Here is a 21,384-nt window from a genome sequence, read left to right as displayed (position 1 = left end):
CGCGGGCGGGTTCCGGATGCGCATCCGGCGGCCGGGGGAACCTCCTCCCCCTCGTGGTGGAGTCGCGCATCCGCTATTCTTTGAATGTTCATTCAAGGAACGGAAGCAGGCAGCCATGACCCGGCCCCTCCCCGCCTACAGCCACGTGCGCCGCACCGACCCCGCGCTGCTGCGGGAGTCGCTGCGCGACGCGAGCACCACGCCGTTCTGGCTCGACTCCCCCGAGGCGCCCGACCCCGAGCCCCCGCTCGAGGGTGCGACGACGGCGCAGCTCGTAGTGGTCGGGGGCGGGTACTGCGGGCTGTGGACGGCGCTGCGGGCCAAGGAGCGCGACCCCTCGGCCGACATCGTGCTGCTCGAGGGCCGCCGCATCGGCTGGGCCGCCAGCGGACGGAACGGCGGCTTCTGCGAGAGCAGCCTCACCCACGGCTCCGAGAACGGCGAGCGGCACTTCGCCCGCGAGCTCGACGTTCTCAACCGGCTCGCGGCCGAGAACTTCGCCGAGCTCGCCGCCACCCTCGAGCGCTACGGCATCGACGCGGAGTACGAGGAGACCGGCGTGCTCGTCGCCGCCACCGAACCGCACCAGGTCGAGGGGCTGCGCGCCTCGGTCGCGGGCGACGACGTCTACCTCGACCGCGCCGATCTCGACGCGCGCTCGCTGCCGGCCGTCTACCGCGCGGCCGTGCAGAAGCACGCCGGCTATGCCTACGTGAATCCCGCGAAGCTCGCCTGGGGGCTGAAGGCCGCCTGCCTCGCCCTCGGCGTGCGCGTCTTCGAGGGCACGCCGGCGCTCGGGCTGCACGACCTCGGCGATCGCGTGCGGGTCTCGACGCCGGCCGGCGCGGTCACCGCCGACCGGGTCGCCCTGGCCACGAACGGCTTCCCGTCGCTGCTGAAGCGCACGCGGCTCTCCACCGTGCCGATCTACGACTACGTGCTGATGACCGAGCCGCTCAGCCCGGCGCAGCTGGCCGGGATCGGCTGGGAGGGCCGGCACGGCGTCACCGACTCGTCGCGCCAGTTCCACTACTCCCGCAAGAGCGCCGACGACCGCATCCTGTTCGGCGGCTTCGACGCGATCTACCACCCCGGCCGTCGCATCCGGCCCGCGCAGGATCAGCGGGAGGAGACCTTCGAGGCGCTCGCCGACCACTTCTTCACCACCTATCCGTCGCTGGCGGGCATCCGCTTCACGCACAAGTGGGGCGGGATGATCGACATGTCGACGAAGCTCGTCGCCTTCCACGGCCGGGCGCTCGGCGGCAAGGCCGCGTACAGCGCCGGCTACACGGGGCTCGGGGTCGCCGCGACGCGCTTCGGCGCCGACACGATGCTCGACCTGCTGAGCGGGGAGGACACCGAGCGCACTCGGCTGTCGATGGCCCGGCGGAAGCCGGTGCCCGTGCCGCCCGAGCCGTTCGCGACGCCACTGATCGAGCTGATGCGACGGGCGGTGGTGCGCTCCGACGAGCGCGGCGGCAAGGACGGGCCGCTGCTGAAGCTCGCCGACGCGTTCGGCGTGGGGTTCGACTCGTGACCGACCAGCGGATGCCCGAGCCGCCGCTCGGCGACCTCGCCCTCGTGCCCGGCCGCGCCGTCGACTTGCTCGCGCTGGCGCTGCCGCTCGCGCCGGTCGCCCCGTCCGACGTCGAGGAGGGCGAGCCGCGGGCCGGCTCCCGAGGGCTGATCCGTCCGGGACGCCCGGGAAGCCCTGGCCCGGACAACCTGGACAGCCCGGACAGCACCGGCGGCGAACTCGGCGTCTGGACGCTCGAACCCGGCGTGGTCACCGACGTCGAGATCGACGAGACGTTCGTCGTGATCGCCGGCCGGGGCACCGTCGAGATCGAGGGCGGGCCTGCCGAGGAGCTCCGGCCGGGCATCCTGATGTCGCTGACGGCGGGGATGCGCACCCGCTGGACCATCACCGAGACCCTGCGCAAGGTGTACCTGCTCTGACGACCGGCAGGACGGCCGCCCGGGCACGGTAGAATCGCTGCAATGTGCGGCATCGTGGGCATCGTTTCGGCTGAGCCCGTCAACCAACTCGTCTACGACTCACTCCTGCTGCTCCAGCACCGCGGGCAGGACTCGACCGGAATCGCCACCGCCGAGGGCAGCGTCTTCCACATCGTGAAGGCCAAGGGCCAGGTGCGCGAGGCCTTCCGCACCCGCGACATGCGCTCCCTGCTCGGCACCATGGGCCTCGGGCACGTGCGCTACGCCACCCAGGGCCAGGCCTCCCAGGAGCAGGAGGCGCAGCCCTTCTACGTGAACGCGCCGTACGGCATCATCCTGGTTCACAACGGCAACCTCACGAACACCCGCGAGCTCACCAACGAGCTTTACAACATCGACCGCCGGCACCTGAACACCAGCAGCGACACCGAGGTGCTGCTGAACGTGTTCGCCAACGAGCTGCAGTCGCAGATCACCGGGCTCTCGCTCGACCCCGACCAGATCTTCACCGCCGTCTCGCGGGTGCACGAGCGCGTCGAGGGCTCCTACGCCACCATCGCCATGATCGCGGGGCACGGGCTGCTCGCGTTCCGCGACCCGTTCGGCATCCGCCCGCTGACCATCGGCAGCCGCCTGCTGCAGAACGGCCAGATGGAGTACGTCGTGGCCTCCGAGTCGCTCGTCATGGAGAGCCTCGGCTACCAGGTCGTGCGCGACGTCGAGCCCGGCGAGGCCGTCTTCATCACGCTCGACGGCGAGCTCATCGCCAAGCAGTGCGCACCGGATGCGCGGCTCATCCCGTGCTCGTTCGAGTACGTCTACCTCGCCCGCCCCGACTCGGTGCTCTCGGGCATCTCGGTCTACGAGGCCCGGCTGCGGCTCGGCGACTACCTCGCCGACACGGTCGCCCGCTACACGCCGATGGGCGACATCGACGTCGTCATGCCGATCCCCGACTCCTCGCGCCCCGCCGCGATGCAGGTGGCCCGCAAGCTCGGCGTGGAGTACCGCGAGGGCTTCTACAAGAACCGCTACGTGGGCCGCACGTTCATCATGCCCGGGCAGGCGGCGCGCAAGAAGTCGGTGCGTCAGAAGCTGAACGCCATGTCGAGCGAGTTCAAGGGCAAGAACATCCTCATCGTCGACGACTCGATCGTGCGCGGCACCACCTCGAAGGAGATCGTCGAGATGGCCCGCCAAGCCGGGGCGAACAAGGTCACCTTCGCGTCGGCGGCGCCGCCCGTGCGCTACCCGCACGTCTACGGCATCAACATGCCGTCGCGGCACGAGCTCGTCGCGCACGACCGCAAGATCCCCGAGATCGCGGCGGCCATCGGCGCCGACCACCTCATCTACCAGGAGGTGGAGGACATGCGGAAGGCCATCACGCAGGGCTCTCCCGACGTGCACGACCTCGAGATGAGCTGCTTCACCGGCGAGTACGTCACCGGCACGGTCACGCCCGAGTACCTCGCGTGGGTGGAGAAGAACCAGCTCTCCTAGGCTTGGCGCATGCCTACCCCTGACTTCGTCCTGTCCCTGCGCGAGAAGATCGGGCACGACCAGCTCTGGCTGACCGGGGTGACCGCGGTGGTGCTGCGGCCCTCGACGGTTCCGGATGCTCCGGCCTCCGTGTTGCTGGTGCGACGCAGCGACAACGGCGCCTGGACCCCTGTGACCGGCATCATCGACCCGGGCGAGGAGCCCGCCGTCGCGGGCGCCCGCGAGGTGCTCGAGGAGGCCGACGTCGTCGCCGAGCCGGTCAGCCTGGTGTGGGTGCACACCCTGCCCGAGGTGGTCTACGACAACGGCGACCGCACGCTGTACCTCGACCTCTGCTTCCTGTTCCGGTACGTCTCGGGCGAGCCGTTCCCGGCCGACGGCGAGAACACGGAGGCGGCCTGGTTCGCGCTCGACGCCCTGCCCTCGATGAGCGAGGAGATGCGCGCGCGCATCGACACGGCGGTCGCGGGCGAGGCCGCGGCCCGCTTCGAGTTCTAGGCCCGGCGCTCCAGGGCGCCGCGGGCGTAGGCCGCCTGGCCGGCGTGCTGCAGGTCATCCGAGAGCACGCTGACCAGGCGCACCGCCAGGGTGACCGGCGGGGTCCAGTTCTCGTCGACCACGCGGTCGAGCGCGGCGTCGTCGAGGGTGCGGAGGTAGGCGCCCGTCGCCGCGAGCACGGCGTCATGGTAGCCGAGCAGGCTCTCGGCCGTGACGCCGGGGCCGGCCACCCGCCCGACGTCGGCGGAGCTCTGACCGTAACCCGTCGCATCCGGAGCGAACGGCAGCCCGAACCGCTCGGCCCACCCGCCCGACTGCCAGACCTGTTCGGTGCCGGCCGCGTCGGCCACATGGTCATCCTGAACCCGCGTGAGGTGCCACACGAGCCAGGCGATCGTGTTCGCGCCGGGGTCGACCCGGGCGGTCAGCAGCTCGGGGTCGATGCCGTCGAGGGCGGCCGCCACCGTGTCGCGGATGCGGCCGAAGCCGTCGTCGAGGATGTCGATGCTCGTCGTCATGCCAACCACCCTAGGCACAGGCGCCCTCGCCCGCCGCCCCCGGTCGGGCCGCGCTTTCAGGCTCTTCCGAAGCATCCGTCGTACTCTGGCGGATATGCCCGAAGCACCGCACCGCCTCACCAGCGCCTTCCAGCGCCTGATCGACGGCACCAAGCGCCCCGTCGGCATGATGCTCGCCCTCGGCGTGGCGTCTGCCCTGCTCGTCACCGTGATGGCCGTGCCCGCCGTCGCCGTCACCGGGGTCTACGCCTCCCGCACCGCCGAGGTGCTCGACACGCTGCCCGACTACATCCGGCCGTCGACTCTCGCGCAGAACTCCGAGATCTACGCCACCAACAGCGACGGCACCCAGGTGCTGCTCGCCACGGTGTTCGACCAGAACCGCCAGGAGGTGGGCTGGGATGACATCTCGCCCTACGTCAAGGATGCGGTGGTCACCACCGAGGACCCGCGCTTCTACGAGCACGCGGGCGTCGACATCGCCTCGACGCTGCGGGCGGCCCTCGGCAACGTGGCCTCGGGCGGCGTGGAGAGCGGCGCCTCGACGATCACGATGCAGTACGTGCGCAACATCCTCGTGCAGCAGGCGGAGTCGCTCGACACCAAGGCCGAGCGCGACGCCGCCTACGAGGCCGCGACCACCGAGTCGGTCGACCGCAAGCTCACCGAGATGCGCCTCGCGATCGCGCTCGAGAAGCAGTACTCGAAGAACGACATCCTGCTCGGCTACCTCAACATCGCGAACTTCGGCGGCTCGGTCTACGGCATCCAGGCTGCGGCCGAGTACTACTACGGCGTCAGCGCGAAAGACCTCTCGGTCGCCCAGGCCGCCTCCCTCGCCGCGACCGTCAACGAGCCCAACGGGCTGCGCATCGACGAGCCCGAGAACATCCCCGACAACCAGGCCCGCCGCGACGAGGACGTGCTCGCGTCGATGCTGAAGCACCAGGCGATCACCCAGCAGCAGTACGACGAGGCCATCGCAACGCCCGTCACGCCCGTGATCACCGCGCCGACCACGGGGTGCCAGGCCGCCGCCAGCGGCGCCGCCTACTTCTGCGACTACGTCACCTACATCGTGCGGAACGACGCCACCTTCGGCGACACCTCCGACGAGCGCTGGTCGAACTTCAAGCGCGGCGGCTACAAGATCTACACGACGCTGAACACCGACCTGCAGTGGAACGCCGACGCCCTGATGAAGGAGTACGTGCCGGCCACCAGCGACGAGGCCGACCTCGGCTCCACCATCGTCACGGTCGAGCCGGGCACGGGGCGCATCCTGGCGATGGCCCAGAACACGAACTACGCCTCCGACCCCGACACCCCGGTGGCCGGGTCGACCGCGCTGAACTACAACACCGACATCGACTACGGCGGATCCTCGGGCTTCCAGGTCGGGTCGACCTACAAGGTGTTCGCGCTGGCCGAGTGGCTGAAGCAGGGGCACAGCCTCTCCGACCGGGTCAGCGGCAACGAGCGCGAGTGGGACCAGTCGACGTTCCCGAACAGCTGCCAGGCCCTCGGCGGGCCGTGGGAGCCGGCGAACGACGGCAGCTCCCGCCCCGGAACGATGTCGGTGCAGAACGCGCTCACCAACTCGGTGAACAACGCCTTCATCGCCATGGCGCAGCAGCTCGACCTCTGCGCCATCAAGGCCACGGCCGAGTCGCTCGGCGTGCACCGCGCCGACGGCAACCCGCTCGACACGCAGCCTTCCTCGGTGCTCGGCACCAACGAGATCGCGCCGCTGACGATGGCCGCCTCCTACGCCGCCATCGCGGCGAACGGCATCTACTGCGCCCCCGTCGCCATCGACCGGATCGTCGGGCCCGACGGGCAGGACGTGCAGGCGCCGCAGGCGAACTGCCAGCAGACCATGGACCCGGCGATCGCCTCGACCCTCGCCTACGCGATGCTCGGCCCGATCGAGGAGGGCACGGCTGTCGCCTCGAACCCCGAGGACGGCATCACCCACATCGGCAAGACGGGCACCACCGACAACGAGAAGGACACCTGGATGGTCGGGGCGTCCACCAAGGCCGCGACCGCCGTCTGGGTGGGCAACGTGACCGGCGACGTCTCGATGACCGACGTCTACCCGAACGGGTACCTCGGCTCCACCGTGCGGCACCGCATCTGGAACGGAATGATGACGGTCAACGACGAGGTGCTGGGCGGCGACGAGTTCCCGGAGCCCGACGAGGCCCTCGTCGACGGCACCTCGGAGCGCTTCGACTCGCCGTCGACGGACTCGTCGGACTCGGACTCGGACGACACCCCGGCCCCGACGGCCACCACCGCTCCGGCCCCGGTCGCTCCGGCGCCCGCTCCGGCTCCGGCGCCCGCCAAGCCCGCACCGACCGCGCCGGCGCCGGCCGACCCCGTGGTGCCCGACGCCCCGGCCCCGACCCCCGCCGCGACCCCCGCGGGCTGACCCCCCTCACTCGTCCGAGCCCCTCTCGCGAGTGGTCACTTTCGGCGCGAAACACGCCGCTGTGGCGCCAGAAGTGACCACTCGCGAAGGGTGAGGTGAGACCTGCGAGCGGTCGAGCGGGTCAGCGCGTGGCGCCAGTGTCGGCGCTGCCGTCGGTGGCCGTCGCCGTCGGGGCGTCGGTGAGGATGCGGACGGCGGGGCCGTAGCGGTCGAGCAGGGTGTCGATCTGCGCCTGGTCGTGGCCCTCGAGCGAGAGCTCGAGCAGGCCGTCGAGGCCGCTGCCCCAGCCCACGAGGTCGATGCCCTCGAGGTCGCCCGCGTCGACGTCGGCCGTCACCGCGTCGGATGCGGCCTGCGCGTCGCGGGCCGAGACGTAGGACTGCTCGAAGAGCACCTGATCGCGCTTCATGCCCGAGACGCTCACCAGGTCGTCCTCGATCGCCGGGTCGAGCTCGGTGAGGTAGATGCGCAGCACGTTCGGGTCGCCGCGGGTTCCGCTGGCGAGGCCCGTGTAGACGTCGGGGTAGCGGCCGGGGGCGTAGCCCCGGATCGCCTCGACACCGGCCACGAGCTCGGGTCCGATCATCGCCATGTCGTCCTCGACGTCGCCCGAACCGTACTCGGCGGGGTCGTAGTCACCGACGTAGGGCTGGACGAACGGGGGCTCCATCGATGCGGCGTCGGTGCCCGCGGGTGTCGGGGTCGCCTCCCCACCGGTCGACGGGGCTGATGCGGCGGGCGGGGTCGGCGCCTCGGCGCCGGCCGACGGGTCGCGCTCGCCCGAGCATCCGGAGACCGTCGCCGAGAGGGCGAGCGCGAGCAGCAGCCCCGTACCGAACCGGTTGGTGCGAGCGTTCATGTGGAGACCCCCGAGCGTGCGTGACTGCGAGTGTGGCCCTGTCGGCTGAGGCTACGCCGAGAGCTCGGCGAGCTTCTGTTCGATGACCGTCGCGGCGTCGTCGATGAGGGCCTCGGAGATGACGACGCTGGGGAGGAAGCGGAGCACGCTGTCCCAGCTGCCGGCGTCGAGCACGATCACGCCGTTCGAGGTGGCGTGGCGGATGATCGCTGCCAGCGCCTCGGGATTGGGCTTCTTGGTGCCCGGGAGCACCAGCTCGACGCCGAACATGGCGCCCTTGCCGCGCACCTCGCCGACGATCGGGAAGCGCTCGGCCCAGTCGCCGATGCGGGCGAGGAACGCGCGCTCCACGCGCTGCGCCTCGCCGATCAGATCGTCGCGCTCGATGATCTCGAAGACCTTCAGCGCCGCCGCGGTGGAGACCGGGTTGCCGCCGAAGGTGCCGCCGATGCCGCCGGGCTGCACCGCATCCATGATCTCGGCCCGGCCGGTGACCGCCGCGAGCGGGAAGCCGCCCGCGATGCCCTTCGCGCTCGTGACCAGGTCGGGCACGACGCCGTGGTGCTCGATGGAGTACCAGGCGCCGGTGCGGGCGATGCCGGCCTGGATCTCGTCGGCGACGAAGACGATGCCATTGTCGGTGCAGAACTCGCTGAGGCGCTGGAAGTAGCCGGGCGCCGGGATGATGATGCCGCCGTCGCCCTGGATCGGCTCGACGAAGAGCGCGGCGAGCTCGGTGGCGCCGATGTGGGTGACGATGTAGTCGATCGTGCGCTCGGCGGCCTCTTCTCCCGTCATGCCCTCGGGGTCGCGGAAGGGGTAGCTGATCGGCACGCTGTAGATGTCGCCGGGCATCGGGCCCATTCCCGCGCGCTCGGGCCAGGGGCGGTAGGTCATCGCCATGGTGAGGTTGGTGCGGCCGTGGAAGGCGTGGTCGAGCGTCGCGATGACGCGGCGGCCCGTGTACTTGCGCGCGATCTTCACGGCGTTCTCAACGGCCTCGGCGCCCGAGTTCACGAGGATCGAGTGCTTCTCGAAGTCGCCGGGGGTGATCTCGGCGAGCTTCTCGGCCACCTGGAGGTAGGGCTCGTAGGGAGTGACCGTGAACAGCGTGTGGGTGAGCTTCGCGGCCTGCTCGGCGGCGGCCGCGACGACCTCGGGGTGGGCGTGGCCGACCGTGGTGACGCCGATGCCGCAGCCGAGGTCGATGATCTGGTTGCCGTCGACGTCGACCAGGATGGCGCCCGACCCGTGGTCCATGTAGATGTCGGCGAGCGTGCCGGCTCCGCGGGACACGGCCTTGCGGCGCCGCTCGTGCAGCTCGCGCGACTTCGGGCCGGGCAGTTCGGTGACGAGCTTGCGCTCCTGGGGAACGGAGAATTCGGTCGTGGCCATGCTTCGAGCCTATGCCTCGGGTGTCTTCGCGGGGCAGCCGACCACGTGGTCGTCGAAGACGCCGACCGCCTCGAGGTAGGCGTTCATGATGGTCGAGCCGACGAAGGTGAAGCCCCGCTTCTTCAGGTCTTTGCTGAGGCGGTCGCTCAGTTCACTCGTCACCGGCAGCTCGGCCGTCGATCTGGGGTGGTTCACGATCGGCGCGCCGCCGACCATCCCCCACAGGTACTCGGCGAAGCTGCCGAACTCGCACTGCACCGCGATGAAGGCGAGGGCGTTCTTGCGGGTGCCGACGATCTTCAGACGGTTCCGGATGATCGTGGGCTCGTTCATCAGAGCCTCGAGCTCCTGGTCGCCCATGCCCGCCACGGCCTCGACGTCGAACCCCTTGAAGGCCGCCCGATACCCCTCGCGCCGCCCCAGGATCGTCGACCACGACAGCCCCGGCGCCTGCGCCCCCTCGAGCACGAGCATCTCGAACAGGTACCCGTCGTCGCGCCGCGGCCGCCCCCACTCCTCATCGTGGTACCGCCGCATCGCCTCGGACCCGGTGGCCCACCCGCACGTCCCGTCGTCGCCCTGTTCGCTCATGCCCCCCACTGTGGCAGCCACCCCCGACACCGGCCCGAGGCACCAGGCTCAGGCGCCGGGGTCAGCCGCCGAGCGCCGGGGTCAGCCGCCGGCTGTGGAGGAGGCAAAGCCGGATTTGCCCGAGGAGCCGAAGCCCGCCTTGAGGGGGGCGCGTTCGCCCGTGGTGGCGCCGGCAGGGGCGGGCGAGACCACGTCGGTCTGCAGGCGAGAGCCCGGCGCGGCGAAGCCGGCCGACGGCACGGGGGCCCAGCCCGAGACGCGCGGCGAGTTCCAGCGGGAGCCGGCGAAGAGCAGCGGCCCGAGCCAGAGCCCGGCGTAGCCGGCGGTGGGGTAGCGGGAGGAGGGCTCGCAGAGCTCCTCCGGGGTGTCCACGATGTCCTGGCCCTGCTTCTCGAGCACGGCGATCTGCTCGGTCACGTCGGCGATGCAGTCCTCCTTCGAGGAGTACATGGGCCGCTCGGCGTCCGAGGGCACGACGTACTTCTGGCCGTCGGCGCCCTCGAGCACCACGCCCTCCTCGGTCGGCGCGCAGCCCGAGAGGGCGAGCACGGCTCCCGCGATCGACGCGACGGCGACACCGCGGGCCACCCCGGGCGACAGGGAGGTGAGGCCGGGCCGGTTGGCCGCGGCGATCCCGGTCAGCGACAGCGACGTCGACGCAGCAGATCTCACGATGACTCCTCAGAAGCGATGTAGTGCGGCACGAACTCCGCGAGGTCCCCGGTGATCGGCCCGCTGGTCTCGCGCAGGTCGATCCCGGCCGGCGTCTCCCCCACGATCCAGCTCCCGATCACCGCGGTCTTCCCCGGGATCGGCGCGAACCGAGCGAGAGCCTGGTGCACGAACCCCTCCGACCCGTAAACACCCGAGGCGGCAGCAACGACAGCCCCAGTGGCGTCATGCACCGAGACGTTCGCGCCCTCTCTGCCGAGCCGCGGCTTCGACACGAAAGGACGGCCGGACAGAGCATCCGGAGTCGCGAAGGCGGGCAGCAGATTGGGGTGCCCCGGGAAGAGCTCCCAGAGCACGACGAGCAGCTGCTTGTTGCTGAGCAGCAGCTTCCAGGCGGGCTCGACCCACTGCGTCGCCCCGCGGCTGACGGGGAGGAAGCCGCCGAACTGCTCGGTGATCATCCACTCCCAGGGGTAGAGCTTGAAGATGTGCCGGATGGGCTCGTCGGAACCGTCGAGAAAGAGCTGGCGGTCCATGCTCCAGCGCACGTCCTCCATGAAGATCAGCTTCGGGTCGAAGCCGGCAGCCGCGGCGGTCTCGGCCATGTAGGCGACCGTGTCGAAGTCCTCGACGATGAGCGAGCCGTCGCCCGAGTCGTGCAGCGAGGCGAGGTGCAGGCGCGCTCCCGGCGCGAGGCCCCACCGAGCTTGGCGGATGTGCGTCCACTGCTCCACCAGCAGCTCGTGCAGCCCGTTGAACTGGTCAGCCCCGGCCGGCAGCGAGCCGTCGCGGCGCCGCTCGTCGAGCCACTGCCACTGGGCGGCGGCCGTCTCCACGAGCGAGGTGGGGGTGTCGGCGTTGAACTCGAGCAGCGAGACCGTGCCCGCGCCGTCGTAGGCGAGGTCGAAGCGGCCGTAGACCGTGGGGTCGTCGTCGTCCCAGGATGCGCGGACGAGCTCGTGGTACCGCCCCGGTATCCCGAACTCATCGAACCGGCCCTGGCGCACGACGTGCTCGACGGCGTCCATGCAGCGCGCGAAGAGCTCGGCGGTGGCGGCCTCGATGAGCTCGATCTCGGGCATCGTGAAGACGTACGCGGCGGATTCGTTCCAGTACGGCCGGCCGCCCTCCGACTCGAGGTCGTAGAAGCTGAAGCCGACCGCGTCCAGGCGGTCGCGCCAGGCGGGGCGGGGCGTCATCTCGGTGCGGTGCATCGGGAAAAGCGTAGCCCCGCCGCGGGGGTGCGCGGCGGGGCTTGCGGGTGGCGCTCAGGCCTGGCATCCGCTCGCTCGTGGCCGAAGCCGGCAGAGCGGATGCCCGCCCGCGCTACTTCAGCGCGTCGAGCTCGGCGAACTCCTCGTCGCTCAGCTCGAGCCGGGCGGCGGCCACGTTCTCCTCGAGGTGCGCGATCGACTTGGTGCCGGGGATCGGCAGCACCGCGGGCGAGCGGCGCAGCAGCCAGGCGAGGGCGAGCTGGCTCGGGGCCACCTCGTGCCGCGCGGCGAGCGAGGACAGGGGCGAGCCCTCTCCGCTCAGCTCACCGGTCGCCAGCGGGAACCACGGGATGAAGGCGATGTTCTCAGCCGTGACGTGGTCGAGCAGCGCCTCGGACTGACGGTTCGAGAGGTTGAACAGGTTCTGCACCGACGCGATCGGGGCGACCTCCTGCGCGGCCTTCAGCTCGTCGATCGACACCTCGGAGAGGCCGATGTGGCGGATCTTGCCCTCGTCCTGCAGCTCCTTGAGCGCGCCGATCTGCTCCTCGAGCGGGACGTTCGCGTCGATGCGGTGCAGCTGCAGCAGGTCGAGGCGGTCGAGGCCGAGGTGGCGGAGGTTGAGCTCGACCTGCTGGCGCAGGTACTCGGGGCGCCCCAGCGGCACCCACTGGCCGGGGCCGGGGCGGGTGTTGCCGACCTTGGCGGCGATGGTGACGCCCTCGGCGTAGGGGTGGAGCGCTTCACGGATGAGGCCGTCGGTGACGAAGGGGCCGTAGGCGTCGGCGGTGTCGATGAAGGTCACGCCGAGCTCGACGGCGCGGCGCAGCACCGCGATGGCGCCGGCGCGGTCGGCGGGCTCGCCCCAGACCCCGGGGCCGGTGAGCTGCATGGTGCCGAAGCCGATGCGGTTGACGGTGAGGTCGCCGCCGATGGCGAAGGTTCCGGATGCGGCGGCGGGCTTCTGCGTACTGGTATCAGTCATGCTCGGTGCAACCAGGCCCTGCACCCGGTGATTCCGCGTGGGCGACGATCAGCTGTTCGCCGCGCGCTGAATCCGACGCGCCGCCGAGGCTCGGCACCCGCCAGACTGAGCACATGCGAGTCACCGACACGAGCGACCTGTGGTGGAAGAGCGCGGTGGTCTACTGCCTCGACGTCGAGACCTTCCTCGACTGGAATCACGACGGGGTGGGCGACTTCGCGGGACTGGCCAACCGGCTCGACTACCTCGCCGAGCTCGGCGTGACGTGCCTCTGGCTGATGCCGTTCTACCCGACGCCCGACCGCGACGACGGGTACGACATCATCGACTTCTACGGCGTCGACGACCGGCTCGGACACCTCGGCGACCTGGTCGAGGTCATCCGGATCGCCCGGGACCGCGGCATGCGGGTGATCGCCGACCTGGTGGTGAACCACACCAGCGACCGGCATCCGTGGTTCAAGGAGGCCCGCAAGAGCCGGGACAATCCGTACCGCGACTACTACGTCTGGCGCGACGAGCCGCCCGCGCACGACGGCGAACCGGTCTTCCCCGACCAGGAGACGAGCAACTGGCAGCTCGACGAGAAGACCGGGCAGTACTACCAGCACGTGTTCTACCGGCACCAGCCCGACCTCAACGTGACCAACCCGGTGGTGCGGGACGAGATCGCGAAGATCATGGGCTTCTGGCTGCAGCTCGGGCTCTCAGGCTTCCGGGTCGACGCGGTGCCGTTCCTCCTCGACGCCTCGGGCGTGGTCGGCGGCACCGAGCTGCTGCCCGACCCGCACCACTACCTGCGCGACCTGCGGTCGTTCCTCGGCCGGCGCTCCGGCGACGCGGTGCTGCTCGGTGAGGTGAACCTGCCGCGCGACGAGCAGGAGCTCTACTTCGGCGACGGCGACGAGCTCACCATGCAGTTCGACTTCATCGCCATGCAGAACCTGTACCTGTCGCTGGCGAGACAGGATGCGCGGCCGCTCGTCGCCGCACTGCTCTCGCGCCCCCAGGGCTCCCCCGACTCGCAGTGGGCGAACTTCGTGCGCAACCACGACGAGCTGACCCTCGACAAGCTGAGCGACGGCGAACGCCAGGAGGTCTTCGACGCCTTCGGGCCATCGCCCGAGATGCAGGTCTACGGGCGCGGTCTCGTGCGCCGCCTGCCGACGATGCTCGACGGCGACCCTCGGCGCATCCGGATGGTCTACAGCCTGCTGTTCTCGCTGCCCGGCACGCCGGTGCTGTTCTACGGCGAGGAGATCGGGATGGGCGAGAACCTCCAGGCCGAGGGCCGGATGGCCGTGCGCACCCCGATGCAGTGGAGCGACGGCCCGAACGGCGGCTTCTCGACGGCCCGCCCCTCGCGGCTCCGGAACGCGGTCGTGACGGGCGGCTACGGCCCCGCGCACGTCAACGTGGAGTCCCAGCGGCGGGATCCGGATTCGCTGTACTCCTTCATCCGCTCTCTGGTGCAGCACTACCGCAACGCTCCGGAGTTCGGCTGGGGGCGGTTCGAGGTGCTCGACACGGATTCGCCCACGGTGCTCGCTCACACGCTGAGCTGGGACGGGCGCACGATCGTGCTGCTGCACAACTTCGCGGCCGAGCCCGCTGACGTGCCGCTCTCGCTCGGTCGCTCGTTCACGGGCTCGACCGAGGGCTGGCGCCTGAACCGGATGCTCGGGGGCGAGTCGATCGGCCTCGACTCCTCAGGGCGCGCGACGGTTCCCCTCGCGGGCTACGGCTTCGAGTGGCTGCGGGCAGTGGGGCCCGACGAGGGGCTTCAGTACTGACCGAAGTGGAGTAGGAATTGCTCATCACGCCCCGGCGTCTTCGCCTGCCATCCTGAACCCGCATCGCGTTCCGGGTGCACGCGGCACCTCCCGTGCATGTCCCCCACCTCACGTGTGGCCTCGCTGCCGCCCCGGAACGCGGTGCATTCTGCGTGCCTCTCGACGGGGGCGGGTCAGACGGCCTGGGCGAAGGGGGCCGGGGCGTCGGCGAGGGCCGTGAGGCCCGAAGGGACGGGCCAGCCCTTGCGCCGGAGCGACTGCGCCCAGAGCCGGCCCGCCCGGTACGACGAGCGCACGAGCGGCCCCGCGAGCACCCCGAGGAAGCCGATCTCCTCCGCCTCCTCGCGGATCTCGACGAACTCCTCCGGCCGCACCCACGACGCCACCGGCAGGTGCCGTGGCGAGGGCCGCAGGTACTGCGTCACCGTGATGATGTCGCAGCCGGCGTCGTGCAGGTCCTGCAGCGCCGACGAGATCTCGGCCCGGGTCTCCCCCATGCCGAGGATGAGGTTCGACTTGGTGATCAGCCGCGCATCCCGGGCCTGCGTGATCACCCCGAGCGACCGCTCGTAGCGGAAGGCGGGGCGGATGCGCTTGAAGATGCGCGGCACCGTCTCGACGTTGTGCGCGAACACCTCCGGCCGCGACTCGAACACCTCCTCTAGCAGCGCCGGGTTCCCCGAGAAGTCGGTCGCGAGCAGCTCGACGCCCGTGCCGGGGTTCAGCTCGTGGATCTGCCGCACCGTCTCGGCGTGCAGCCACGCCCCCTCGTCGGGCAGGTCGTCGCGCGCGACGCCGGTCACCGTGGCGTAGCGCAGCCCCATCGTCTGCACCGACGAGGCCACCCGCCGGGGCTCGTCGCGGTCGTAGTCGGCGGGCTTGCCGGTGTCGATCTGGCAGAAGTCGCAGCGCCTCGTGCACTGGGACCCGCCGATCAGGAAGGTCGCCTCCTTGTCCTCCCAGCACTCGAAGATGTTCGGGCAGCCCGCCTCCTGGCAGACCGTGTGCAGCTCCTGCGTCTTCACGAGGGCCTGCAGCGCCTTGTACTCGGGCCCGAAGCGCGCCTTGGTCTTGATCCACTCGGGCTTCCGCTCGATGGGCGTCTCGGCGTTCCTGACCTCCAGGCGCAGCATCCGCCGCCCGTCGGGGGCCGCGGTCACGACGCCACCGCCAGTGCCGGCACCACGCCAGAGACGGCAGAGACAGCTGAAACGAGCGGATGCCCGCCCGCCGCCTCCCGCGGCGACACGAACCGGCTGACCACCGCCTCCACCACCTCGCGCGGCTCGACCCGGCGGCCGAGCACCTCGCTCAGCGTGGTGACCCCGGCGTCGCGGATGCCGCAGGCGACGATCGCGGCGTACGGCTCCAGCGGGTTGCTGCAGTTCAGCGCGAAGCCGTGCGTGGTGACGCCCGAGGCGACCCGGATGCCGATGGCGCCGAGCTTGCACTCGAGCCCGTCCACCGTGGTCCAGATGCCGGAGCGGCCATCGACGCGATGGGCGTCGACCCCGAGGGACGCGACGACGTCGAGCAGGAGCTGCTCGAGCATCCGCACGTAGGCGACGACGTCGATCGGGTCGGGCAGGCGCACGATCGGGTAGCCGACGAGCTGGCCGGGGCCGTGCCAGGTGATCTTGCCGCCGCGATCGACGTCGATCACGGGCGTGCCGCCGCCGGCCGCGCCGGCCGGGCGCTCGGAGGGCTCGGTGCGCTTGCCGGCCGTGTAGACGGCCTCGTGCTCGAGCAGCACCAGGGTGTCGGGTGCCGCACCGGACACCACCTCGTCGTGGAGCCGGGACTGCAGGGCGAGGCCCTCGGAATAGGGCACGAGCCGCCGGCCGACACCCTCGTTCAGAACATCCGTCATGCCCTGATCCTACATACTTGTACTCAGTACAAAAAGCCCGGGTTTGTGCTCATAGCCCGACTCGATAGGGTCTAGGCGCAGCGCCGTGCGGCGCGGAACGAGGAGCACCCACGGCATGAGCCCCGCCACGAACGACAAGAGCATCTACGACGGCATGTCCAAGAAGGACCGGCAGGCGCTGTCGCGGGAGCTCGCGCGGATCCGGCGCATCGAGGAGCAGAAGCGGCGCCGGCGCAACCGGATCATCGCGATCGTGGCCGTGGTCGTCGTGGTGCTCGGTATCCTCGCGGGCGCCGGCTGGGCCGTCTACAGCTCCGTGCGCGCGAGCTTCACGGGCCCCCTCAACATGCTGAGCGACGGCATCCTGCTGACCGGGAGCAGTTCGGCGGTGACCGCCACGACGACCGACGCCATCCAGCCCGGCGAGCAGCCGGTGCCCTCCGAGCTCGACACGGCGACCGTGCTGCGGCTGACCGAGTACGTCGACTACGGCAGCGCCGACGTCGGCACCTTCGAGTCGACGAACGGCTCGTCGCTGCAGAGCTACGTCAGCGCCGGCTACGCGAGCCTCGAGCTGCATCCCGTGGCGCTCGATGGGCCCGACAGCTACTCGGCCCGTGCCGCGAACGCGGTCGCCTGCGTCGCCAACGCGGTTCCGGATGCGGTGCTCCCGATCCACAACGCCCTGATCGCCAAGATCGCCGACCTGCCCGACGGCGGGCTCTCCAACGACGAGCTGGTCACGCTGGTGTCGGATGCGGGGCTCGCCGACGACTCGATCGCCTCGTGCATCCGCGGGAACGAGTTCTCTGACTGGGTGACCGACGCCACCGCGCGGGCGGAGTCGGGCATCCCGAACGCCGACGTCGAGACGCTGACCGCGGCGCCGCTCCTGATCGTGGACGGCAAGGCCTACACGGGGGCGCTCGACGACGCCGAGGCGCTGTCGACGTTCATCACCGAGACCTACACCGAGGTCGCCGACCCGCCGGCCACCGACCCCGCCGCCCCCACCGACGGCCTCGCCCCGACCGACCCGACCGCCCCCGTGGCTCCCGCCGAGTAGCCCCTCCGCACCCCTCGCGAGTGGTCACTTTCGGCACGAAACACGCCGGGATGGCGCCGAAAGTGACCACTCGCGAAAGAGAGGGTCAGTGGGCGGCGCCGAGCTCGATCACGAAGACGCCCACCGCGATCAGCGCGATGCCCACGATCATCCGCGGCGTGAGCTTCTCCTTGAACAGGATGCGCGCGAGGATCGCCGTGAGCGCGACCCCGCACGCGGCCCAGATGCCGTACGCGATGCCCACCTGCAGTCCCCCGGCGAGCGCGACGGCGAGCAGCGTGAACGCGATCAGGTAGAACACGACCACCGGGGCGATCCAGCGCTTCTTGCGGAACCCCTCCGAGGCCCGGAGAGCCAGGGTGGCGGCCACCTCGGTGACGATCGCGCCGGCCAGCAGCAGCCAGATCATGAGGCGTCCGGGGCGGTCGGCCGCGCATCCTGAACCGGGTGCGGCGAGCCCGTCTCGACCAGCACCACGCCAACGATCACGATCGCGATGCCGATCCCGATGGTCAGCGTGAGCTCCTCGCCGAAGACGAGCGAGGCCAGCACCGCCGTGAGCGCGACGCCCGCGGCCGACCAGATGCCGTAGATGACGCTGATCGGCGCTCCTCGGCGCAGCAGCAGGGCGAGTGCCACGAAGGCGCCGGAGTACCCCACGACGGCGAGCGCGACCCACCCCGGGTGGTCGACGGCGGCGCGCAGTGAGAGCGTGGCCGTCACCTCGAGCCCGATCGCCGCCGCCAGGAAGAGCCAGTTGCGCAGGTCGGACCCCATCGCTGCCACCAATCGTCGGCACCACCCTAGCGCCGGGGAATAAGGTTGTCGGTACAACCGTTTCACCGAGCATGACGACGACCGCAGACCTGCTCGCTCCCGACACCGCCATGGGCGCGGTCACCCTCCGCGTGGGCGACCTCGACCGGATGATCGCGTACTACCGCGACGCCGTCACGCTCGACGTGATCGCGCAGCAGGGCGACTCCGCGGTGCTCGGCCGGGGCGGTGTGCCCGCCGTCGTGCTGCAGCACGCCCCCGAGCTGAAGAACCCCGAGCCGCGCTCGGCGGGACTGTTCCACACGGCCATCCTGTTCGAGAGCGAAGCGGCGCTGGCGGCGGCCGTCTACTCGGTCGCCACCCGCTTCCCGCAGTCGTTCACCGGCTCGAGCGACCACCTCGTCTCGAAGGCCTTCTACTTCGACGACCCCGAGCACAACGGCGTCGAGCTCTACTGGGACCGCGACCGCACCGAGTGGAGCTGGACGCACGGCCAGATCGAGATGGGCACGGTGTTCCTCGACCCCAACGGCTTCCTGCAGGAGCACCTCAGCCCCGAGACCGTGGCCGACCCCCGCGTCGGCGGAGCATCCGTGGGTCACGTGCACCTCTCGGTCGGCGACGTCGCCCGGGCCCGCGACTTCTACGTCGACTCCCTCGGCTTCGAGGCGACGATCGCGTACGGCTCGTCGGCCCTGTTCGTCTCGGCCGGCGGCTACCACCACCACATGGCGATGAACGTCTGGAACTCGAAGGGTGCCGGCCGCCGACAGCCCGCGCTCGGGCTCGGTCAGGTCGAGATCGTGCTCCCGGATGCCGATGGCGTCGCCGCGGCCGACGAGAGGCTGCGGGGTCGCGGCCTGCAGACGGCGAACGACGGGCTCCAGGTGACGGTGTCCGATCCGTGGGACAACACCATCCTCCTGAAGCCCGCCGTCTGAGACTCGCTCAAGCCGTGGCGAGACCGATCGCGCCCGTGCCGGTCGCCGGCAGCGGGGCGGTCGCGCGGAAGCTCTGCCTCGGCGCGAACTCCGTGTCGGTGTAGCGGCCGATCGGCCGCTCGTTCACGGAGTTCGTCGAGACGTACGAGCCCCACACGTGTCGGGGGCCGTATTCTGGGGTGTGTTCGGTCATTCTTCTGCCTTCCAGGGTGGGGGTGATTCGAATACGCGGTGCCGGGGGTCCAGCCCGGCACCGCGCTCGTCGGTCGACGGCCCGTGAGGGCCGGGAATCAGGCCTGGCCGATTCCGACCGTCTCGGGCGCGACGTCCGCACCGGGAGCCGAGGGCTCGAGGGCCTCGGCCACGCGGAGCGCCAGCGTCGCGTCGACGTTGTGCCAGTACTCGAGCACGCGGACGCGCAGCTCGGGGATGGTCACCTTCGAGACGTGGCCGGCGATGTTCGCCACCAGGCGGTCGCGCGCGGCGTCGTCGAGCACCTCGCGCACGAGCGTGCCGGCCTGGCCGAAGTCGTCGTCCTCGGGGTGCACCGTCTCGGCGGTGCGGACGAGCTCGCCGTCGGCCTCCCAGCCCGCGTCGTTGCCGTGCCGCGCCGGGTCGGCGTGGGGGCCGCCGTAGGAGTTCGGCGCGTAGACGGGGCGCTCGGGCGACGCGAAGTCGTGGCGCATCGCGCCGTCCTTCGAGTACGAGTTGACCGGGCTGTGCGGCGCGTTGACCGGCAGCTCGGCGTGGTTCGTGCCGACACGGTAGCGGTGGGCATCCGCGTAGCTGAAGATGCGGGCGAGCAGCATCTTGTCGGGCGAGGCCGCGATGCCGGGCACGAAGTTCGAGGGGGCGAAGGTCGCCTGCTCGATCTGCGCGAAGTAGTTCTCAGGGTTGCGGTTCAGCGTCATGGTGCCGACCTCGTGCAGCGGGTAGTCCGCGTGCGGCCAGACCTTGGTGAGGTCGAACGGGTTGAAGCGGTACGAGGCAGCGTCGGCGTAGGGCATGATCTGCACCGAGAGGGTCCACGAGGGGAACTCCTCGCGGGCGATCGCCTCGGACAGGTCGCGGATGTGGAAGTCGGCGTCCTCGCCCGCGATCTGGTCGGCGTCGGCCTGCGAGAGGATCTCGATGCCCTGGTTCGTCTTGAAGTGATACTTCACCCAGAAGCGCTCACCGGCGGCGTTGATCCACTGGTAGGTGTGCGAACCGAAGCCGTCCATGTGCCGCCAGGAGGCGGGCAGGCCGCGGTCGCCCATCAGCCAGGTCACCTGGTGCGCCGACTCGGGCGAGAGGGTCCAGAAGTCCCACTGCATGTTGTGGTCACGCAGGTGCGTGCCCGGAAGGCGCTTCTGCGAGCGGATGAAGTCGGGGAACTTGATGCCGTCGCGGATGAAGAAGACGGGGGTGTTGTTGCCCACGAGGTCGTAGTTGCCCTCGTCGGTGTAGAACTTCAGCGCGAAGCCGCGCGGGTCGCGCCAGGTGTCGGGCGAGCCCTGCTCGCCGGCGACGGTCGAGAAGCGGGCGAGCAGCTCGGTGCTGGCGCCGGGCTGGAAGAGCGAGGCACGGGTGTAGGCGCTGACGTCGCCGGTGGTCTCGAAGACGCCGAACGCGCCGCCGCCCTTGGCGTGCACGACACGCTCCGGCACCCGCTCGCGGTTGAACTGGGCGAGCTTCTCGACGAGGTAGTGGTCGTGCAGCACGACGGGACCGTCGGCGCCGACACTCTGCGAGTGGTCGTCGCTCGCGACGGGGGCGCCGGAGTTGGTGGTGGTGAAGTCGGTCATGTTCTCTCCGGTTCGGTTGTGATGGTCGTCTCCGCCGCCTGGCACGCGGGGCACAGGCCCCAGAACGTGACCTCGGCGGTGGTGACGCGGAAGCCGCTCGTCGACGACGGGCTGAGGCACGGCGCGGCGCCGTGCACGCAGTCGACGTCGTCGACCGCGCCGCAGCCGGTGCAGACCACGTGGTGGTGGTTGTCACCGACGCGCCGCTCGTAGCGGGCGGGAGACCCCGCCGGCTCGATGCGACGCAGCAGCCCGGCTTCGGTGAGGGCGTTCAGCACGACGTAGGTGGCCGGCAGCGACAGCCCGGGGAGCTCCCCGAGCGCCAGCCGCCGCACCTCGTCGGCATCGGCGTGCGGGTGCGTCTCGAGCGCCCGCAGCACGGCCATCCGCTGCTCGGTGACGCGCAGGCCGGCACTCCGGATGCGCGTCTCGAGCTCGATGGTCATGGAACGACCGTAGCCGCTAATTATGAACAGTTCATAATTAGCGGCTACGGCGGGCGTGTCGATCAGGTGA

At 70.7% G+C, this 21,384-nt stretch carries 22 protein-coding genes; 8 read left to right on the top strand and 14 right to left on the bottom strand.

Annotated features, from left to right (window positions below; translation table 11 throughout):
- Window positions 1–115: 115 nt before the first annotated feature.
- From HQQ85_RS10705 to HQQ85_RS10690, 4 genes are read left to right on the top strand one after another with little or no spacing between them, the layout of a single operon-like run.
- Window positions 116–1,540, top strand: a complete 1,425-nt coding sequence (locus HQQ85_RS10705; RefSeq protein WP_173182474.1) for an FAD-binding oxidoreductase — start codon at window positions 116–118, stop codon at window positions 1,538–1,540.
- Window positions 1,537–1,962 carry a cupin domain-containing protein gene (locus tag HQQ85_RS10700; RefSeq protein ID WP_371741848.1) on the top strand — a complete coding sequence of 142 codons (426 nt, stop codon included), beginning with the start codon at window positions 1,537–1,539 and terminating at the stop codon, window positions 1,960–1,962. Before HQQ85_RS10705 ends, HQQ85_RS10700 begins: the two co-directional genes overlap by 4 nt.
- A gap of 42 nt (window positions 1,963–2,004) precedes the next feature.
- Window positions 2,005–3,465 carry an amidophosphoribosyltransferase gene (purF, locus tag HQQ85_RS10695; protein WP_173182473.1) on the top strand — a complete coding sequence of 487 codons (1,461 nt, stop codon included), beginning with the start codon at window positions 2,005–2,007 and terminating at the stop codon, window positions 3,463–3,465.
- 9 nt (window positions 3,466–3,474) lie between these two features.
- Window positions 3,475–3,963, top strand: coding sequence for an NUDIX domain-containing protein (locus tag HQQ85_RS10690; protein ID WP_173182472.1), 489 nt, complete (start codon window positions 3,475–3,477; stop codon window positions 3,961–3,963).
- Here HQQ85_RS10690 and HQQ85_RS10685 read toward each other — a convergent pair.
- Complete coding sequence (locus HQQ85_RS10685) at window positions 3,960–4,481, bottom strand: DUF664 domain-containing protein (protein WP_173182471.1); 522 nt, start codon at window positions 4,479–4,481, stop codon at window positions 3,960–3,962. The genes HQQ85_RS10690 and HQQ85_RS10685 overlap by 4 nt on opposite strands.
- Before the next feature lie 94 nt (window positions 4,482–4,575).
- Between HQQ85_RS10685 and HQQ85_RS10680 the strand changes: the two genes are divergently transcribed.
- Entirely contained in the window at window positions 4,576–6,918 is a 2,343-nt protein-coding gene (locus tag HQQ85_RS10680; protein WP_173182470.1) for a transglycosylase domain-containing protein, read from the top strand.
- 121 nt (window positions 6,919–7,039) lie between these two features.
- Here the strand turns inward: HQQ85_RS10680 and HQQ85_RS10675 are convergent, their stop codons facing one another.
- From HQQ85_RS10675 to HQQ85_RS10650, 6 genes are all read right to left on the bottom strand, one after another.
- Window positions 7,040–7,777: a hypothetical protein gene (locus HQQ85_RS10675; protein ID WP_173182469.1), complete on the bottom strand. Its 738-nt coding sequence runs from the start codon at window positions 7,775–7,777 to the stop codon at window positions 7,040–7,042.
- Window positions 7,778–7,828: 51 nt separating this feature from the next.
- Window positions 7,829–9,172 (bottom strand): aminotransferase class III-fold pyridoxal phosphate-dependent enzyme, encoded by a 1,344-nt coding sequence (locus tag HQQ85_RS10670; RefSeq protein ID WP_173182468.1) that lies wholly within the window; start codon window positions 9,170–9,172, stop codon window positions 7,829–7,831.
- 9 nt (window positions 9,173–9,181) lie between these two features.
- Window positions 9,182–9,763, bottom strand: a complete 582-nt coding sequence (locus HQQ85_RS10665) for a DNA-3-methyladenine glycosylase I (RefSeq protein ID WP_173182467.1) — start codon at window positions 9,761–9,763, stop codon at window positions 9,182–9,184.
- Between the two features lie 81 nt (window positions 9,764–9,844).
- Complete coding sequence (locus tag HQQ85_RS10660; protein WP_173182466.1) at window positions 9,845–10,435, bottom strand: hypothetical protein; 591 nt, start codon at window positions 10,433–10,435, stop codon at window positions 9,845–9,847.
- Window positions 10,432–11,649 carry a glutathionylspermidine synthase family protein gene (locus HQQ85_RS10655; RefSeq protein ID WP_173182465.1) on the bottom strand — a complete coding sequence of 406 codons (1,218 nt, stop codon included), beginning with the start codon at window positions 11,647–11,649 and terminating at the stop codon, window positions 10,432–10,434. Before HQQ85_RS10655 ends, HQQ85_RS10660 begins: the two co-directional genes overlap by 4 nt.
- Window positions 11,650–11,761: 112 nt before the next feature.
- Entirely contained in the window at window positions 11,762–12,634 is an 873-nt protein-coding gene (locus HQQ85_RS10650) for an aldo/keto reductase (RefSeq protein WP_173182464.1), read from the bottom strand.
- A gap of 113 nt (window positions 12,635–12,747) precedes the next feature.
- On the opposite strand from HQQ85_RS10650, the gene HQQ85_RS10645 reads away from it, so the two are divergent.
- Window positions 12,748–14,427 (top strand): alpha-amylase family protein, encoded by a 1,680-nt coding sequence (locus tag HQQ85_RS10645; protein ID WP_173182463.1) that lies wholly within the window; start codon window positions 12,748–12,750, stop codon window positions 14,425–14,427.
- A gap of 173 nt (window positions 14,428–14,600) precedes the next feature.
- Here the strand turns inward: HQQ85_RS10645 and lipA are convergent, their stop codons facing one another.
- Both lipA and lipB read right to left on the bottom strand, forming a co-directional pair.
- Window positions 14,601–15,587, bottom strand: a complete 987-nt coding sequence (gene lipA / locus HQQ85_RS10640) for a lipoyl synthase (RefSeq protein ID WP_173182462.1) — start codon at window positions 15,585–15,587, stop codon at window positions 14,601–14,603.
- Window positions 15,584–16,297: a lipoyl(octanoyl) transferase LipB gene (gene lipB, locus HQQ85_RS10635; protein WP_173182461.1), complete on the bottom strand. Its 714-nt coding sequence runs from the start codon at window positions 16,295–16,297 to the stop codon at window positions 15,584–15,586. Before lipB ends, lipA begins: the two co-directional genes overlap by 4 nt.
- 115 nt (window positions 16,298–16,412) lie before the next feature.
- Here lipB and HQQ85_RS10630 point away from each other — a divergent pair, with 115 nt between their 5' ends.
- The gene (locus HQQ85_RS10630) at window positions 16,413–17,363 is read left to right on the top strand and encodes a thioredoxin domain-containing protein (RefSeq protein ID WP_173182460.1); all 951 of its coding nucleotides are present in this window, start codon (window positions 16,413–16,415) and stop codon (window positions 17,361–17,363) included.
- 85 nt (window positions 17,364–17,448) lie between these two features.
- On the opposite strand, the gene HQQ85_RS10625 is transcribed toward HQQ85_RS10630, so the two are convergent.
- Window positions 17,449–17,772 (bottom strand): multidrug efflux SMR transporter, encoded by a 324-nt coding sequence (locus HQQ85_RS10625; RefSeq protein ID WP_216851620.1) that lies wholly within the window; start codon window positions 17,770–17,772, stop codon window positions 17,449–17,451.
- Entirely contained in the window at window positions 17,769–18,140 is a 372-nt protein-coding gene (locus tag HQQ85_RS10620) for a multidrug efflux SMR transporter (protein WP_254069310.1), read from the bottom strand. The genes HQQ85_RS10625 and HQQ85_RS10620 overlap by 4 nt, the downstream gene beginning before the upstream one ends.
- A gap of 71 nt (window positions 18,141–18,211) precedes the next feature.
- Between HQQ85_RS10620 and HQQ85_RS10615 the strand changes: the two genes are divergently transcribed.
- Window positions 18,212–19,081, top strand: a complete 870-nt coding sequence (locus HQQ85_RS10615; RefSeq protein ID WP_173182459.1) for a VOC family protein — start codon at window positions 18,212–18,214, stop codon at window positions 19,079–19,081.
- A 7-nt stretch (window positions 19,082–19,088) separates the two neighbouring features.
- On the opposite strand, the gene HQQ85_RS10610 is transcribed toward HQQ85_RS10615, so the two are convergent.
- The 3 genes from HQQ85_RS10610 to HQQ85_RS10600 all read right to left on the bottom strand — a co-directional run bounded on the left by HQQ85_RS10610 (window position 19,089) and on the right by HQQ85_RS10600 (window position 21,314).
- On the bottom strand, window positions 19,089–19,274 hold the full coding sequence (locus HQQ85_RS10610; RefSeq protein WP_173182458.1) for a hypothetical protein: 186 nt from the start codon (window positions 19,272–19,274) through the stop codon (window positions 19,089–19,091).
- A 97-nt stretch (window positions 19,275–19,371) separates the two neighbouring features.
- Window positions 19,372–20,868 carry a catalase gene (locus HQQ85_RS10605; RefSeq protein ID WP_173182457.1) on the bottom strand — a complete coding sequence of 499 codons (1,497 nt, stop codon included), beginning with the start codon at window positions 20,866–20,868 and terminating at the stop codon, window positions 19,372–19,374.
- The gene (locus HQQ85_RS10600) at window positions 20,865–21,314 is read right to left on the bottom strand and encodes a Fur family transcriptional regulator (protein WP_173182456.1); all 450 of its coding nucleotides are present in this window, start codon (window positions 21,312–21,314) and stop codon (window positions 20,865–20,867) included. The genes HQQ85_RS10605 and HQQ85_RS10600 overlap by 4 nt, the downstream gene beginning before the upstream one ends.
- Window positions 21,315–21,384 lie beyond the last annotated feature (70 nt).

Origin of the sequence: Herbiconiux sp. VKM Ac-2851 (assembly GCF_013205105.1) — a bacterium.
GTDB classification, from domain to species: Bacteria; Actinomycetota; Actinomycetes; order Actinomycetales; family Microbacteriaceae; genus Herbiconiux; species Herbiconiux flava.
The sequence above is the reverse complement of the archived record's forward strand: the minus strand, read 5'-3'. Positions and strand labels throughout refer to the sequence as shown.